The organism is Sandaracinaceae bacterium, from assembly GCA_020633055.1.
Lineage (GTDB): Bacteria > Myxococcota_A > Polyangia > Polyangiales > Houyiibacteriaceae > JADJJE01.
Genome location: JACKEJ010000008.1, coordinates 40,271 through 54,909, shown reverse-complemented (window position 1 = coordinate 54,909; position 14,639 = coordinate 40,271). Strand labels below are relative to the sequence as shown.

Here is a 14,639-nt window from a genome sequence, read left to right as displayed (position 1 = left end):
GCGGTCCGTCAGCCGCGTCCTGCGCAGCGCGCGGCGATGCCTGCGAATTCGAAGATGCGCCCGTCACCGATGGGGCTCCCGACACCGCAGTTGGTCACGTAGGCGACGCTCATGCGCCGCTTCGGATCGGCGAAGGCGCCCGAACCGCGGAAGCCGTAGTGCCCGAACGCCCCGGGGTGGAAGCCGCGCTTCGAGGCGATGCTGTGGAAGCCCATGCGCCAGTGCATGGGCAGCAGCAGCACTCCGTCGGGGCGTCGGTTCTGCAGCGTCGCCAGCTGCTGGATCCGTTCGCGCGAGAGCACCTGCACGCCGTCGAGCGTGCCCCCGACGGCCAGCGCGCCGTACAGCTTGGCCAGCGCGCGCGCCGTGAACAGCCCGCCTGCGCTGGGGTTGCACGCGGCCAGCGTCGCGTCTGCGGACCAGTCCAGCGCCGCGACCCCGCGCGGCGCGAGCGCGCGCACGAAGCGCTCTTGGTCGAGGGGGATCCCCGCGCGGCGGAGCGCCAGGACGCCCGCGCGCTGCGCGCGGCCGCGCAGGCTCGCGCCCCTCCTCCGACCCGCTGACCGTTCTCCTCCGTGGTTCACGCCACCGGGGCCGCCGAGCGACCCGCCTGCGCTCCCGCTGGCCCCTGCGTGTCGCCCGCCGCGTCGCCGCAGCTCGCCCTCCGGCAGCGGGAAGTAGCGCGCGGCCTGCGCCACGGCCTCGGGCGGCGCGCCGATGTGCAGGTGGTCCAGCCCCAGAGGTTCGGCCAGCTCGGTGCGCACGAAGTCGCGCAGGTGCACGCCGGACACGCGCCGCACCAGCTCCCCCACCAGGTAGCCGTAGGTCAGCGCGTGGTAAGCGTTGAAGCGCCCCGGGGCGTGCGCGGGTGTGGCGGCCGCGAGCGCCCCCACCACGTGCTCCCAGTCCAGCAGCTGGTGTGCATCGTCCAGCAGTCCTCGAACGTCGTAGAGGCCCGCCTCGTGGCACAGCACGTGTCGCACCGTGATGCCGTCCTTGCCGGCCTGCGCGAACTCGGGCCAGTAGCGCGCGACGGGTGCGTCGTACGTGATGAGCCCGCGGTCCGCGCACATGTGCAGCGCGACGCTGGCCACGCCCTTGGTCGTGGAGAAGGACAGCGAGGGCGTGTGCTCCTCCCACGGAGCGCCGCTCGGGTCGCGCCGCCCGCCCCACAGGTCCAGCACCTTCGCGCCGTCTTGGAAGACCGCCAACGCGCCGCCGCCCTCGGCCTTGCGGGTGGACGTGAAGAAGGCCTCCGCGACGCGCGTGAAGGCCGGCTCGAACTGCCCGTGCTCGGAGTGCTCCGTCATGGGCGAGAGCGTACGCCGAGCTGCGTCCGTGCGCTCGCGCACTACTTCGCGTTCAGCTGCGCCAGGATCTGCGCCGCGAAGTCGGCCGTCTCCTGCACGCTGGTGCGCTCGCGTCCGCGCCCTTGGTAGGCCTCGTACGCGTCCTGGGGCAGCCCGCTCAGAAAGCGCGTGGGCGCTAGCGGCACCACCCGCCCACGGCTGGTGCGCCGCAGCGGCCTCGTCAGGTACAGGCGGTTCATGGCGCGCGTGACCCCCACGTAGAACAACCGCCGCTCCTCGTCCACGTCGGTGAGCACGGCCTCGTTCACCTTGGGGTCGGTCGTGCGCGCGTGCGGCAGGATGCCCTCCACCAAGCCGATGAAGAACACCACCGGGAACTCGAGCCCCTTGCTGCTGTGCAGTGAGCTGAGCGTGACCTTGTTGCCGGCCACCTCTTCCTCTTGGTCCACGCGCAGCGTCAGCCGCGTCAGGAACACGCTGAGGCTGGCCTTGCCCGCGCTGGGCGCGTTGGCGTAGCGCTCCACGCTGCGCATCAGGAACCCGAAGTTCTCCTCCCGACGCTTCGAGTCCTTGTCGGCCCCGGCGCTCAGCATGCGGGTGTAGCCCGCCTCCTCGAACAGGCGCTTCGTCGTCGGAACCAGGTCCGCCTTCTCGCGCAGCAGGCTGTTGCGCGCGTTCAGGATGCACTGCGTGAACAGCTCGGCCCCACGCTTGGCCGGCTCGGTGATGCCGTGCACCTGCTCCGCCTGCTGCAGCGCCTCGAAGAGCGTCAGGCCGTGCAGCTTGGCGTGCCCCGCGATGCGGTCGAGGCTGGTGTCGCCCAGCCCGCGCGGCGGCGTGTTGATCACGCGCCGGATGGAGAGCTCGTCGCGCGTGCTGACGACCACGCGCAGGTAGGCGATGGCGTCCTTGACCTCCTTGCGGTCGAAGAACTGCGTCCCTCCGAAGAGCTGGTACGGGATGCCGTTCGCGCGCAGCTCCTCCTCCAAGATGCGCGCCTGCCCGTTGCTGCGGTAGAGCACGGCCATGTCGCGGTAGGGCACGCGGTGGTTCTGCGCCAGGTCGTGGATCTCGTTGACCACGAACTCCACCTCGGCCGCCGCGTCGTTCGTCGTCACGAGGCGCACCTTGTCGCCCAGCCCGCGCGCCGCGCGCAGCGTCTTGCCGTGGCGCTTGCCGCGGCTCTGCGCGATGGCGGCGTTGGCCACCGCCAGGATCTGCTCGTAGCTGCGGTAGTTGTCCTCCAGCTTGACCACCTTGGTGCCCGGGAACGTGCGCTCGAAGTCGAGGATGTTGCCCACCTCGGCCCCCCGCCAGCCGTAGATGGACTGGTCGTCGTCACCCACCACGCACACGTTGTTCAGGCTGTTGGTCAGCGCCCGCACCAGCTCCAGCTGGCTCTTGTTGGTGTCCTGGAACTCGTCGATGAGCAGGTAGCGGAAGCGCGCCTGCCACTTCTCGCGCACGTCGTCGTGCTCCTGCAGGATGCGCACGGGCAGCACCACGAGGTCGTCGAAGTCCACCGCGTGCATGCGCCGCATGCGCTCCTCGTAGTGCGGGTAGACCTCGCGCGCGATGGCGTCGTACTCGAAGCTGGACGGGGGGATCTCGTCCGGCCCCTTGAACGCGTTCTTCCACAGCGAGATGCGCGTCATGAGCGACGGCACGTCCACGTTGCGCGTGACGCCGATCTCGCTGCGCAGGATGTCCTTCACCAGACCCAGAGAGTCGCCTTGGTCGAAGATGACGAAGCGCCCCCCCTCGAACCCCAAGCGCTTGGCCTCTTCGCCCAGGAAGCGCACGCCGAGCGAGTGGAACGTGCTGAGCCACACGCGCTCCGTGCGCTCGCGGCCGATGAGCGGGACCATGCGCTCCGCCATCTCGCGCGCGGCCTTGTTGGTGAAGGTCACCCCGAGGATGCTCTCGGGCCGCGCCCCCCGCTCGATCAGCCGGGCGATGCGCGTGGTGATCACCCGCGTCTTCCCCGAGCCGGCCCCGGCCAACACCAGCATGGGGCCCTGGTCGTGTTCCACAGCGGCGCGCTGCGCGGGGTTGAGGCTCATGCCCGGAGTCTGACCCGCGAACGGCCCGCCGTCAGCCTTCGCCCGCGTCGCCCTCGCCGGAGCCCATGGCGTCCGTGGCGTACATGGCCTCGGCGATGCCGTAGGCGCTCAGCTCCAGCTGCTGGAGGGCGTCGCGCAGCTCACCCGCGCTGGGCTGTCCCGCGACCATGGCCTTCACGCGGTCGATGTCCACCTGCACGCGCTTGAGCACAGGGTCGGGCACCAGCTCGGCGCACTCCACTACGGCGCGCTCGCTGGTGTAGAGGAGCGCTTCGGCGCTGTTCTTGAGCTCCGCCAGCTCCTTGCGCACCACGTCGCTGGCGCGGAACTTCTCGGCGTCGGCGATGATCTGGTTGATCTGGTCTTCGCTCAGGCCGCTCGAGGCCGTGACGCGGATGCTCTGGTCGCGCCCCGTGCGGATGTCCTTGGCGGTGACGTTGAGCATGCCGTTCGCGTCGATGTCGAAGGCCACCTCGATCTCGGGCACGCCGCGGGGAGCGGGTGGGATGGGCGCCAGCTCGAAGCGCGCCAGCGACTTGTTGTCCGCCGCCATCTCGCGCTCGCCTTGCAGGACGTGCACCGGCACGAACGGCTGGTTGTCCATGCTGGTGGTGAACACCTCGCTCGCGCGCGTGGGCACCGTCGTGTTGCGCGGGATGAGCGGGTAGAACACGCCGCCGCCCGTCTCCACGCCCAGCGAGAGGGGGGTCACGTCCAGCAGCAGCACCGCGTCCACCTCGCCGGTCAGCGCGGCGCCCTGGATGGCGGCCCCCTGCGCCACGACCTCGTCCGGGTTGACGCCCTTGTGCGGCGGCTTGCCGAAGAACTCGGCCACCCGCTTCTGCACCAGGGGCATGCGCGTGGAGCCGCCCACCAGCAGCACCTCGTCGATCTCCTCCTTGGTGACGCCCGCGTCGGCCAGCGCCTGTTCGCAGGGCCCGAGGGTGCGGTCGATCAGGCCCGTCACCAGGATCTCCAGCTCGCTGCGCTTGAGCGTCGTCTCGAGGTGCTTCGGGCCCGTGGCGTCGGCCGCGATGAAGGGCAGGTTGATCTCGGTCTGAAGGGACGAGCTGAGCTCGTGCTTGGCCTTCTCGGCCTGTTCCTTGAGCCGCTGCAGCGCGATGCGGTCCTGCATCAGGTCGATGCCCGTGCTCTCTTTGAAGCGCCGGGCCAGCTCCTCGAGCACCAGGTGATCGAAGTCCTCGCCCCCGAGGTGCGTGTCGCCCGCGGTGGCCCGCACCGTGAAGACGCCCTTGCGGATGTCCAGGATCGAGATGTCGAACGTGCCGCCGCCGAGGTCGTACACGGCCACGCGCTGGCCCTCACGCTCCTTGAAGCCGTAGGCCAGGGCCGCTGCGGTGGGCTCATTGATGATGCGCTGCACGTTGAGGCCCGCGATCTTGCCGGCCGCCGTGGTGGCCGCGCGCTGAGCGTCGTTGAAGTAGGCCGGGACGGTGATGACCGCCTCGGTGACCTTCTCGCCCAGGTAGGACTCCGCCACGTCGCGCATGGTCTCGAGGATCATGGCGCTCAGCTCGGGGGGCGACAGGTCGCGCCCACCCGCATGCACCCACGCGTCGCCATTGGTGTTCTGGATCACACGATAGGGCACCAAGTCGCGAAAACGGGCGACGTCCTCCGAGTCGTACTCCTGGCCCATCAGGCGCTTCACGGCATAGACGGTGTTGTCCGAATTGGTCACGGCCTGGCGCTTCGCGACGCTCCCGACGCGGCGCTCACCCTCTTTGGTGAACGCGACGACCGACGGGGTGGTGCGGCTCCCCTCTGCGTTGGGGATGACCAGCGCCTCGCCGTTCTCGAGGACCGCCACGCAGGAGTTGGTCGTCCCGAGGTCGATACCGATGACTTTGCCCATGTTCCTCTCAGTGTCTCCGAGCCTCTTATACCGCGACAGGCCCGCGCGGCGATACACACTTTCCCCCTTCGTGGCGTCGCCGTCCGTTGTCGGCACCGCGGGGAGGGGTTATGGTCCCGCGCACCAACCCCGCAGCAAGGACCACCCGTGAGCGACCAAGACGAGAACCCCACCCCCAACGACGAGTCCACCGACGCGCCGGGCGCCAATGAAGGTGCCGTGCCTGGGGCCGAGGGTGCCGCGGCCGAGGTCCTGAGCCCGCTCGAGCAGGTCACCGCCGAGCGCGACAAGCTCAAGGACCAGCTGCTGCGCACCATGGCGGACTTCGACAATTTCCGGAAGCGCGCGCGCCGTGACGCCGAGGACGCGCTGCGTCGCGGCCGGGAGGACAGCCTGCGCGACATCCTGCCCATCATCGACAACCTGGAGCGCGCCGTGGAGGCCTCCCGTGGGGCGACCGACGTGGCCGCCGTCATCTCGGGGATCGAGATGGTCCTGCGCAGCTTCGACGACGTGGCGGCGCGCATGGGGGCCACCCGCATCGTCGCCAAGGGCGAGCGCTTCGACCCCACGCTGCACGACGCCATCCAGCAGGTGGAGAGCGCCGAGCACCCGCCCGGGACCGTCCTGACCGAGGTGGTCGCCGGCTATCGCCTGGGCGAGCGCCTGCTCAGAGCCGCCATGGTGGTGGTCTCCAAGGCCCCCAGCGCCCCCGCGCCCGAGGCGGTCAGCGACGCGGGCACCGAGTCCGAGTGAGTCACGTGGCGCGCGCCCGTGGCTGGAGCGTGCCGTGATCGGGCGGCTCCGGGGGACCGTCGTGCAGCAGGGGCTCGAGGGCCTCGTGGTGCTCGAGGTGGGTGGCGTCGGCTACGAGCTGTACGTCCCCCTGGGCACCGTGGGTCGCCTCCCCGAAGGTGAGGAGGGCGAAGTCCTGCTGCACGTGCACACCCACGTGCGGGAGGACGCGCTGGTGCTCTATGGCTTCGACACGGCCGAGGACAAGGCCGCCTTCCGCGCGCTGCTGACCGTGAACTCGATCGGCCCGAAGCTCGCGCTGGCCATCCTCTCCAGCCTCTCGGCGCCCGAGCTCGCGCACGCCATCGCCACGGAGGACAAGAACGCCTTCAAGGGCATCTCCGGGGTGGGTCGCAAGACCGTCGAGCGAATCCTGTTGGACCTCAAGGACAAGCTCCTGTTCGCGCCCAGCGTCACGAGCGTGCCCCGCGCCGCCATCCGCAAGCCCACGCAGCCAGCCGCCACGGGCGTGGTCGCCCAGGTCGTCAACGCGCTGGTGCTGATGGGCTACAAGCGACCCGACGCCGAGCGCGCCGTGCAGGGGGTGACCGAGCACGACGAGGTCGAGCGGCCGGTCGAGGTGGTCCTCCGCGAGGCCCTCTCTGCGCTGTCCTGACGCCCTGCGCAGGCCCGGTTCTGGATGGTCTCGGCCAGGACGTCAGCCAGGACGTCGCCAGGACGTCAGCCAGGACGTCAGCCAGGACGTCAGCCAGGACGTCGGCCGGCCAGGACGTCGGCCGGCCAGGACGTCGGCCGGCCAGGACGTCAGCCAGGACGTCGGCCGGCCAGGACGGCGAGGGGACAGCAGTGAGCTGGGCCACCGAAAAACGAAAGCCCAGCGTGAGCCGGGCTTGCGTTCAGAGCTGCGAGAGCTCCAGGGGTGCGGAAGAGAGGACTCGAACCTCCACAAGTGTTACCTTACATGAACCTGAATCATGCGCGTCTGCCAATTCCGCCACTTCCGCGGGCGTGTGGAGGCGCCGATGTACGCCGGGAGGGGGTGTCTGTCAAGGCCGTTGCGTCATCTTCGTGTCTTCTAGGGTCTACTCTCGGGCGCGTCGCGCGTGGTGTCGATGGTCAGGTACTTCGGGTAGTGGGGACGAGTCCTCTACAGTCTCCTCACCACCATCAGCCATGGTTGTCAGTGCTGGTGAGAAAAGACGATCACGCCGTGACGCCACGAAAAGATTTCGTAGCCCTGCACCGAATGCAGGCTGTGCGCAGCCGAGGGCCAAGCCATCTCACCGAGGATCACGTCGGATGCCTCCTCCTGAACGCTGAGGTACGTTCCTTGCATAGTTGCGCCTTCGTGCGTTTCCGTCCTCACTCGAACCGCTCCCTGGGACCGCAGGGCTTCACGTTGGTGGAGATGATGGCCGTCGTCACCATCATCGCCGTGATGATTGGCTTGGCTGGTCCGGCGATGATGAACTCGTTCGGCGACGCGCGCGCCGAGGACCTCGCGGGGCGCATCGTCAACATGTTCAACGGGGCCAGGGCGCGAGCGAACGGGAGCGGTCGCGCCCAGCTGCTGCGCTTCACCCTGGCCGACAACGATGGGCAGGGCGGGCTCGTGGCCTACGAGGGCAACACGAGCAGCTGCAATGTCAGCAACTGGGCCGCGATCATCGCCGCCGGCTGCGGCCCCACGGGGTTCTGCACGGAGGTGCTCGACCCACGGCAACGGCAGATGGTAGGAGACACGCTGCAGCTCGGGCTCCTCACCACGGGAGATCGGGGCACGTGGGAAGAGACCCTTGCGGACCTCTGCTACGAGCCCACCGGGCTCACGTTCTGGCGAGCTGGCGCGGTCGCCTCCTCGGACGGTCTGATGAGCTCCGAGAACGGCGGCGGGGCAGGAGGTAGCTTGCGGGGCGGCTTCCGTTTTCACGTGCAGCGGCTCGACAGCACCACAGCGGCGATCTCCGTAGACCGCGAGCTGGTTGCGCCGCTCGGTGCAGCCGCGAGGGTGTCCCAGTGAACGGGGGGACGCCGAAGTCGTCGCGACGTCGCGAGCCCGTCACCAGCGGCTTCACCCTGGTCGAGGTGATGATGGCCATTGCGGTCATGACCGCTGGAGCCGTGGCCGTGTTCTCCATGCAGAGCATCACCGCGGAGGGTGCTCGACGCTCGCGCCAGGTCACGACGGCCACCGAGGTGAACCGCTTCTGGATCGAGCGAATCAAGCTCGAGGCTGCCCGCTGGGGGCCATCGGCGAACACCACCATCACGTGGCTCGATCAGATCCCTGGCGCCGTCGGGGGGTCCAGTGGGTGGCTGCTGCCTGCCTCGAACGGGGCGGGGGACACGCTGGTCACGGCGGCGAGCAATTGGTACGGCGCGCCCATGGCCATCCCTACCGGAGCGGGCGTGGCGCCCGCCGACTACTGCACCAGCTTCCGCTGGACGCGCATGGCGACCGGCAGCGACGAGGTCGCCCGCTTGGACGTGCGCACGTGGTGGCACCGACCCAACCGGGACGCGGGTGTGCTCATCGAGGGCTGTGGGGACGATCAGGCAGCGGTGACGGCCGCCGTGGCCGACATCCGGAACTTCGGCGTGGTGTATGGCAGCACCGTCGTGCGCTGGCAGGGGGCAACGCAGTGAGTCGGCGAATCACGAGCGAGCGCACCGTCACAAACCCAGGACGACACGGCCTCCGTCGGCGAGCGCGCGCAGGCTTCACGCTGCTGGAGATGTTGGTGGCGTTGGTCGCGGGCGCCATGACCATTGCCACGGCTTACAGCTTGGGCGCTGGGTCCAGCCGCGCGTTCCGGGAGCAGAACCGCATCAACCAGACGCAAGCGGGGGTGCGCAGCGCCATGGAGCAGCTGCGCCGCGACCTTTCGCGGGCCGGCCTAGGCGCCACCCCCGACAGCGGCGCGACCGCGAGCAGCGGGGACCGCGGCTCGAACCCAGCCGGTTGTGCGGTCACGCCGGGCTTCCGCATGCGCGCGCTCCAGGTGGAGCACAACGCATACAGCGACCAGCTGGCCCTCGCGGACGACAACGTGGTCCAGGCCGACGGCCTCATCCTGACGGGCAACTTCGCGACCGGGGACCACTACCTCGTCGCCGAGATCGTCGCGGGCACCACCATCACCCTGCAGCAGACGCGTCAGTCATTCCGTCGCAGCTTCGGGGCCCCGCTCAACGCGCAGCGCTTCGCCGAAGCATTCCGCGTGGGGCGTTGGGTCTACCTGGTGTCCGAGACGGGCCGGCGCATCGCGCGTCAGATCTCGTCGGTCAACGGGGCGAGCGCGACCATCACCGTCAACGACACCATCAGCGTGGGCTGCTTCGGACATGGGCGGGGCGCGCGCATCAGCCCCATCTCCCGTGTGGAGTATTATGCGGCCTCCCCCGCGGACGGGAACGCGTTCGAGTGGCTGCTCCCGCGGGGGGGCTCGAGCGCGGAGCGGATCGCCCGTGGCGTGGAACAGACGATCCTGGCGCGCCGCGAACTGGACTTCGTGGACGCGAACACCGCCGTGCCGAACTCGGAGCGCGTGGTGCTCGAGTACCTCGCGCACTTCGACGTGAGCCTGGTGCTGGACACGGCGCTCGGCACGGCGGCGCCCCTGCTGACCGAGCCGATCATCGACGACGGCGGCGCTGCGCAGCTGGACGCTGCCCCCGCGCGGGTGCGCGCTGCCCGCGTGCGTCTCGCAGGTCGCAGCTCTGGGGTGGACGCCAACTTCCCCTGGGCCGGCTCCCGTGCGGACCAACGGTCCTCGCTGCGCAGCTACCTGCCACGCCTCCCTCCAGGGATGAGCGCGGCCCAAGCCGTGGGCCAGGCTCCCGCCGCGCACGTCCGGTCCGCCGAGGAGGTCGTGATGCTCGAGAACATCGCCAACCGAGGTCTCCGATGAGCCACCCCCGTCCGACCCGCCTCGCGCGGCGCTCGCGTGTGCCCTCCCGCGAGCGCGGCCTCGTCATGCTGGTGGTGCTGCTGGTCCTGATGATGATCAGCGGCGTGGCGATCTTCGCCATGCACACGTCTTCCCTCGAGCTTCGCGCGTCAGGCCACTCGCGGCGGGCCATGCAGGCCGAGTACGTCAGCGAGGGCACCGCGTTCACGGCTCAAGCAGCCGTCGCGACGATGGGCAGCGAGACGCTGCTCCACAAGCTACGGCGCGACCGAGAGCTGGGGGTGTCGGCTGGCGTGGGGGGCACGCCGGAGATGCAAGGCCTCGAGACCGACTACAGCACCAACCAGTTCGACGTGGGCCGCTTGACGCCCGCGGACTTCACCCTACTGGGCGGCGTGCCCACCACCACGGACCAGCTGGGCCCACACGAGCCCGGGGAGGCCGTGCGCTGGGTGGACGTGAACGACGTGTACGTCACGCAACTCAACCGAGCGGGCGAGCGCTCCGGCGACGGCGCTCCGGCGGTCCAGATGCACATCGTCTACACGGCGCGCGCGCGCCTCCGCCCCGCGGCGGGGGTGACCAGCGGGGTGGAGACCAACTCGTCCGAGCTGGACTACGGCTTTCACCCCGGCGAGAGCGCCGCCGCCACCCGACTGTTTTCGCTCCAGACCGACTATCCCGCGGGTCGTCTCTGAAGCTTGGGAGCCATCATGCGAAACCCCACCCGAACCTCCCTCGCCCCTAGCCCTCACGGCGTCGCCCGTGCGGGGTGGGTGCCCCTCGTCCTGCTCGTTACAGGCCTCTTCTCGGGGGCCTCTCCCGTCGGGGCGCAGCCCGACATCCGCGAGATCCGTCCGGCGGTCATGCTGCTGATCGACTCCTCGGGATCCATGGAGTACGTCGGGAACTGTGAGTGTACGACGCTGACGTGTCGCGAGTGCATGACCGACTGCAGCGCCGCCACGCCGCAGCGCAACCGCTGGGCCAACGTGTTGGAGGTCCTCACGGGTGAGTGGACGAACTACACGTGCACCACGGACCCCGTGCGTACTGGCACGGGGCCGAGCGGGACGGTGTACACGGGGCAATACGACGTCGACTACTACCTCTCGCACGCCGTGCACCCCTACGGCACGACCCAAGCGGACAACGGCATCCTCGACACCTACGTCGACCGCGTGAAGTTCGGTCTGATGACCTTCGACACGCACCCCACCTACATCCCCTATGGCGCGCTGATCCCGCACGCGTCGTTCAACGAGACGCTCTCGAACGGCGTCGAGGGCGCGTTCTCCTACGGGCCCAGCGAGGGCTTCCGCTACTTCGGGTGTCCGGACAACAACGACCGCCGCGTGAACAGCGGCTCGCGCAGCGAGACGGCGACCGCGGGGCGCTTGGTGTCGGTGGGCTTCGAGAGCGCCACGCCCGGCGTCCCCAGCGACGACCACACCGTCATCAATGCGGCCATCCAGGCCACGCTCAACACGCCGGGCCTGCGCCCGCACGGTGGCACGCCCGTGGCGGCCATGTTCGAGGACCTCGAGTACTACTTCGCCAACCACCCCGACGTGCGCCCCTCCAACGGCGTGACGGGCGACCCCTATCGCGCGTGTCGCCAGCGCTTCGCCATCTTGCTCACCGATGGTCGCCCCAACATGGACTTCCGTGGGCACCCCTATTACTGCGAGCACTACGGCGGGACCGAGTCCGGAGGCGTCGTCAGCGGGGGCGTCGACCGCTGCCCGTACGACACTCCCGAGACGACCGCGGCTCGTCTGACCGACGCGTCCGGGCCGCTCGACGGCCTCTACGTCATCGGCATGAACATCCGCACGAACGACACCGACGCGCGCACCACGCTCAACGCCATCGCGACCGCAGGCGAGACCTGCCCCACGAGCGGCGGTGACTGTGCGCGCTTCCCCTCCACGGCGGCGGACCTGCGCGTGGACTTCGAGGAGATCCTGCGCCAGACGGCGCCTGGCACCACGACCCGCACCGTGCCCGCGTTTGCGGCGGCGAGCGTCGGCGGCGGGGCGCAGTACCAGTTCCAGACCGGCTTCAACCCCAGCTTCTCGGTGGTGTCACTGGGCTACGAGCCCTGGCAGGGCGTCCTCGAGCGTCGTCGCTTTCTGTGTGACGGCCTGAACCCGGTCGCGCAGCCCATCGACAGCACCGACCGCTTTCACGAGCTGCTCAACACCCAAGGCACACGCACGCTGTGGACCGTCGTGCCCGACGCGGCCGACATCAACGGGCACCTGATCGGCAGCGAGGGGAGCTCGCTCCCGGGCAGCCTCACCCCCCCGGCGCTCGGACCCACCCCAGTCTCCACCACGTCCACCCCGGTTCCGTTCAGCGCGGTCAGCATCACACCGCAGCACCTGGGCCTCGCGGCGGCCGCCACGGCTCGTCGGGACGAGGTGCTGTCGTGGACCTTCGGAGAGGCCGGCACGGCGCGCGCCGACAAGCGCATGGGCTCCATCTACCACTCGTCGCCCACCGTCGTGGGCCCCCCCGGCGCGGACCGCACGGACGAGACATTCAACGAGTACCGGCAGGTCGTGGGTGACCGACCGCGCGTGCTCTACGTGGGGACGAACGACGGCATCCTGCACGCGTTCATGGCCGACGACTACACCCGCACGTCCGCGGGCGTGAGCACCGCGTACACGGGTGGCACCGAGCTGTGGGGCTTCATCCCGCCCATCCTGCTGGACGAGCTCGAGGAGACCATGACGAGCCACCAGTGGATGCTGGACGGAACCCCCGTGGTGCAGGACGTCATCACGGCGCGCACTGGCGTGGGGTCTGCGGCCGAGTGGCGCACCGTGCTCGTGATGGGCTTCCGGCAGGGCGCGCGCGGATACTTCGCGCTCGACGTGACCGACCCGTTCACGCCCAAGTTTCTCTGGCAGTACACCAACCCGCTCATGGGGCAGACCTACGGGCAGCCGCGCCTGGCCCAGGTGAACGTGCAGTTCTCGACCGGGCCGCTGCATCAGCGCACCGTCGCCATCCTCCCCGGGGGCTACGGCGGGGCGCCACTCGCGGGCACCAGCACGCCGTCGGACCCGCGTCACATTCCAGACACCGTCAGCGGCATCACGCCGCGCGGCAGCCGCCGCAACTGGGACCCGGTGGGTCGCTCGCTGTTCATCGTAGACGTCCTGAGCGGCAAGCTCATCCGCGAGATCACGGACTTCCCCGCGCCTCTCACCGGCGGTGTGTCCGTGTTCCCAGGGAGCGTGGGCTCCGACGCGCAGGCGGCCTACTTCAACGACCACGACGGCATCTTGTGGCGCCTCGACTTCTCGTCCACCAACCCCGACGACTGGGACTACGAGGCCATCTGGGACATGGCGCACGGCCTCGGAGCGACTCAGGGCCAGCCTGCCTATGTCGCCCCGCTGCTCTCCACGCAGGAGGACGGACGCGTGGTGATCATCCAGGCGAGCGGCAACGTGGATCTCCTCGAGGACGGCGGCGCCGTGAACCGTGTGGTCTCGCTGACGGAGACCATCAACGTCAACCCCAGCAACTTCACGGTGACCGGCGTCGACGTCGCGGTGAACTGGGACATCCTGAACGGTGCGTCGAACGCGCAAGACGCCCTGCGGCCGGGTGAGCAGGTCACGGGTCCGCTCGAGCTGTTCAACGGCGTGGTCTACTTCGGCAGCTTCACCACTGACGTGGAGGCCGACAACGCGTGCTCGTTCGGCTACAGCCGCCTGTGGGCGGTCGACTACATCGACAACGACGGTGACATCCACAAGCCCGTCGGACGGCTCCCGAACCCCATCGTCGGGAACGCGGACCTGATCGCGTACGACAGCTCCACGCCGGGGTACGAGCAGCTGGAGAACGGGCTCCTGATGGGTGTCAGCATCGCGGCACGGCCCCGTTGCTCTGCGGCCAACGAGGTGAGCGAGACCGACCCCTACGTGGGCAGCAGCACCCAGCGCTACCATGTGACCGACGCCTCGCCGCCCCAGTTCGAGCTGGTGGCGCAGATCTCCGGGCAGGGCTCGGGGGGACCGGACGGAGGCTCGGTCGCGACGCTCGGTCTGTCGCTCACCGCGCCGCCCATCCAAGTGCAGACGGTCGGCGCGGTTCGTCGCGTCGAGTGAGCGCGGGCGCGCTACCCTCCCGCGTCATGGTGTGCGTGCCCCCCGCGTCTCGTCGACTCCGCCCCCTCTCGGTGCTCCTGCTCTTCGCGCTAGGAGGCCTCGGGGGGGCGTTGTCCGGCTGCTCTGGCTCGGGCTCCACGGACACGGGCGACGTGCCGAGCGACGAGCGTGTCCCCGAGCCTACGCCGCCCCCCGCGCCGCCGGACCCGCTGTACGACGCGGAGGGTCGGCTGCTGCCGTCCGAGCGTGTCCTCGGCGGGCTCACCCTCCCGCGTGGGCTGGAGAACGAGCAGCAAGGGAACCACCGCCACATCTTCGACGCCCGTGTGCCGGCCGCGAAGCTGGTGCAGTACTTCGGTCCGCGCCTGTTCACGGGCCAAGTGGATCCGCACGGGCAGGGCGCCAGCTTCCTCGGCGCCACACCCCTGCGGCCGTCGGGCACGGCCTACCGCATGGATGTGCTGGTGACGGCCCGTGGCGCGCATCGCAGCGCCCTCGTCATCCGATTGACCGACGTGCCGACGGCGCGCCCGAGCGCTCCAACCGAGGAAGACCTCCGCGCCTACCACGAGCGCCTGGACTGAGCGTCC

Annotated in this window: 11 protein-coding genes and 1 tRNA gene; 8 read left to right on the top strand and 4 right to left on the bottom strand. The window is 69.8% G+C overall.

Annotated elements, in window-relative coordinates:
* Nucleotides 1-8: 8 nt before the first annotated feature.
* Genes H6726_17100 through dnaK form a run of 3 tightly spaced genes read right to left on the bottom strand, consistent with a single transcriptional unit; the run spans nucleotide 9 to nucleotide 5,249 of the window.
* The gene (locus H6726_17100) at nucleotides 9-1,310 is read right to left on the bottom strand and encodes a beta-lactamase family protein (protein ID MCB9659364.1); all 1,302 of its coding nucleotides are present in this window, start codon (nucleotides 1,308-1,310) and stop codon (nucleotides 9-11) included.
* A gap of 41 nt (nucleotides 1,311-1,351) precedes the next feature.
* Complete coding sequence (locus H6726_17095; GenBank protein ID MCB9659363.1) at nucleotides 1,352-3,373, bottom strand: UvrD-helicase domain-containing protein; 2,022 nt, start codon at nucleotides 3,371-3,373, stop codon at nucleotides 1,352-1,354.
* Nucleotides 3,374-3,404: 31 nt separating this feature from the next.
* A complete protein-coding gene (dnaK, locus tag H6726_17090; protein MCB9659362.1) occupies nucleotides 3,405-5,249 on the bottom strand; it encodes a molecular chaperone DnaK in 1,845 nt (614 codons plus the stop codon).
* A gap of 147 nt (nucleotides 5,250-5,396) precedes the next feature.
* Here dnaK and H6726_17085 point away from each other — a divergent pair, with 147 nt between their 5' ends.
* On the top strand, nucleotides 5,397-6,005 hold the full coding sequence (locus tag H6726_17085; protein MCB9659361.1) for a nucleotide exchange factor GrpE: 609 nt from the start codon (nucleotides 5,397-5,399) through the stop codon (nucleotides 6,003-6,005).
* A gap of 34 nt (nucleotides 6,006-6,039) precedes the next feature.
* Nucleotides 6,040-6,660 carry a Holliday junction branch migration protein RuvA gene (ruvA, locus tag H6726_17080; protein ID MCB9659360.1) on the top strand — a complete coding sequence of 207 codons (621 nt, stop codon included), beginning with the start codon at nucleotides 6,040-6,042 and terminating at the stop codon, nucleotides 6,658-6,660.
* A gap of 265 nt (nucleotides 6,661-6,925) precedes the next feature.
* Here the strand turns inward: ruvA and H6726_17075 are convergent.
* Nucleotides 6,926-7,009, bottom strand: a tRNA-Leu gene (locus tag H6726_17075).
* Between the two features lie 344 nt (nucleotides 7,010-7,353).
* Here H6726_17075 and H6726_17070 point away from each other — a divergent pair.
* From H6726_17070 to H6726_17045, 6 genes are all read left to right on the top strand, one after another.
* Nucleotides 7,354-8,025 (top strand): prepilin-type N-terminal cleavage/methylation domain-containing protein, encoded by a 672-nt coding sequence (locus H6726_17070; protein ID MCB9659359.1) that lies wholly within the window; start codon nucleotides 7,354-7,356, stop codon nucleotides 8,023-8,025.
* Nucleotides 8,022-8,651: a prepilin-type N-terminal cleavage/methylation domain-containing protein gene (locus tag H6726_17065; GenBank protein MCB9659358.1), complete on the top strand. Its 630-nt coding sequence runs from the start codon at nucleotides 8,022-8,024 to the stop codon at nucleotides 8,649-8,651. Before H6726_17070 ends, H6726_17065 begins: the two co-directional genes overlap by 4 nt.
* Before the next feature lie 89 nt (nucleotides 8,652-8,740).
* A complete protein-coding gene (locus H6726_17060; protein ID MCB9659357.1) occupies nucleotides 8,741-9,916 on the top strand; it encodes a hypothetical protein in 1,176 nt (391 codons plus the stop codon).
* The gene (locus H6726_17055) at nucleotides 9,913-10,614 is read left to right on the top strand and encodes a hypothetical protein (protein MCB9659356.1); all 702 of its coding nucleotides are present in this window, start codon (nucleotides 9,913-9,915) and stop codon (nucleotides 10,612-10,614) included. Before H6726_17060 ends, H6726_17055 begins: the two co-directional genes overlap by 4 nt.
* Nucleotides 10,615-10,629: 15 nt before the next feature.
* Nucleotides 10,630-14,049, top strand: coding sequence for a hypothetical protein (locus H6726_17050; GenBank protein ID MCB9659355.1), 3,420 nt, complete (start codon nucleotides 10,630-10,632; stop codon nucleotides 14,047-14,049).
* Nucleotides 14,050-14,075: 26 nt separating this feature from the next.
* The gene (locus H6726_17045) at nucleotides 14,076-14,633 is read left to right on the top strand and encodes a hypothetical protein (GenBank protein MCB9659354.1); all 558 of its coding nucleotides are present in this window, start codon (nucleotides 14,076-14,078) and stop codon (nucleotides 14,631-14,633) included.
* The last annotated feature ends 6 nt before the right edge of the window (nucleotides 14,634-14,639 follow it).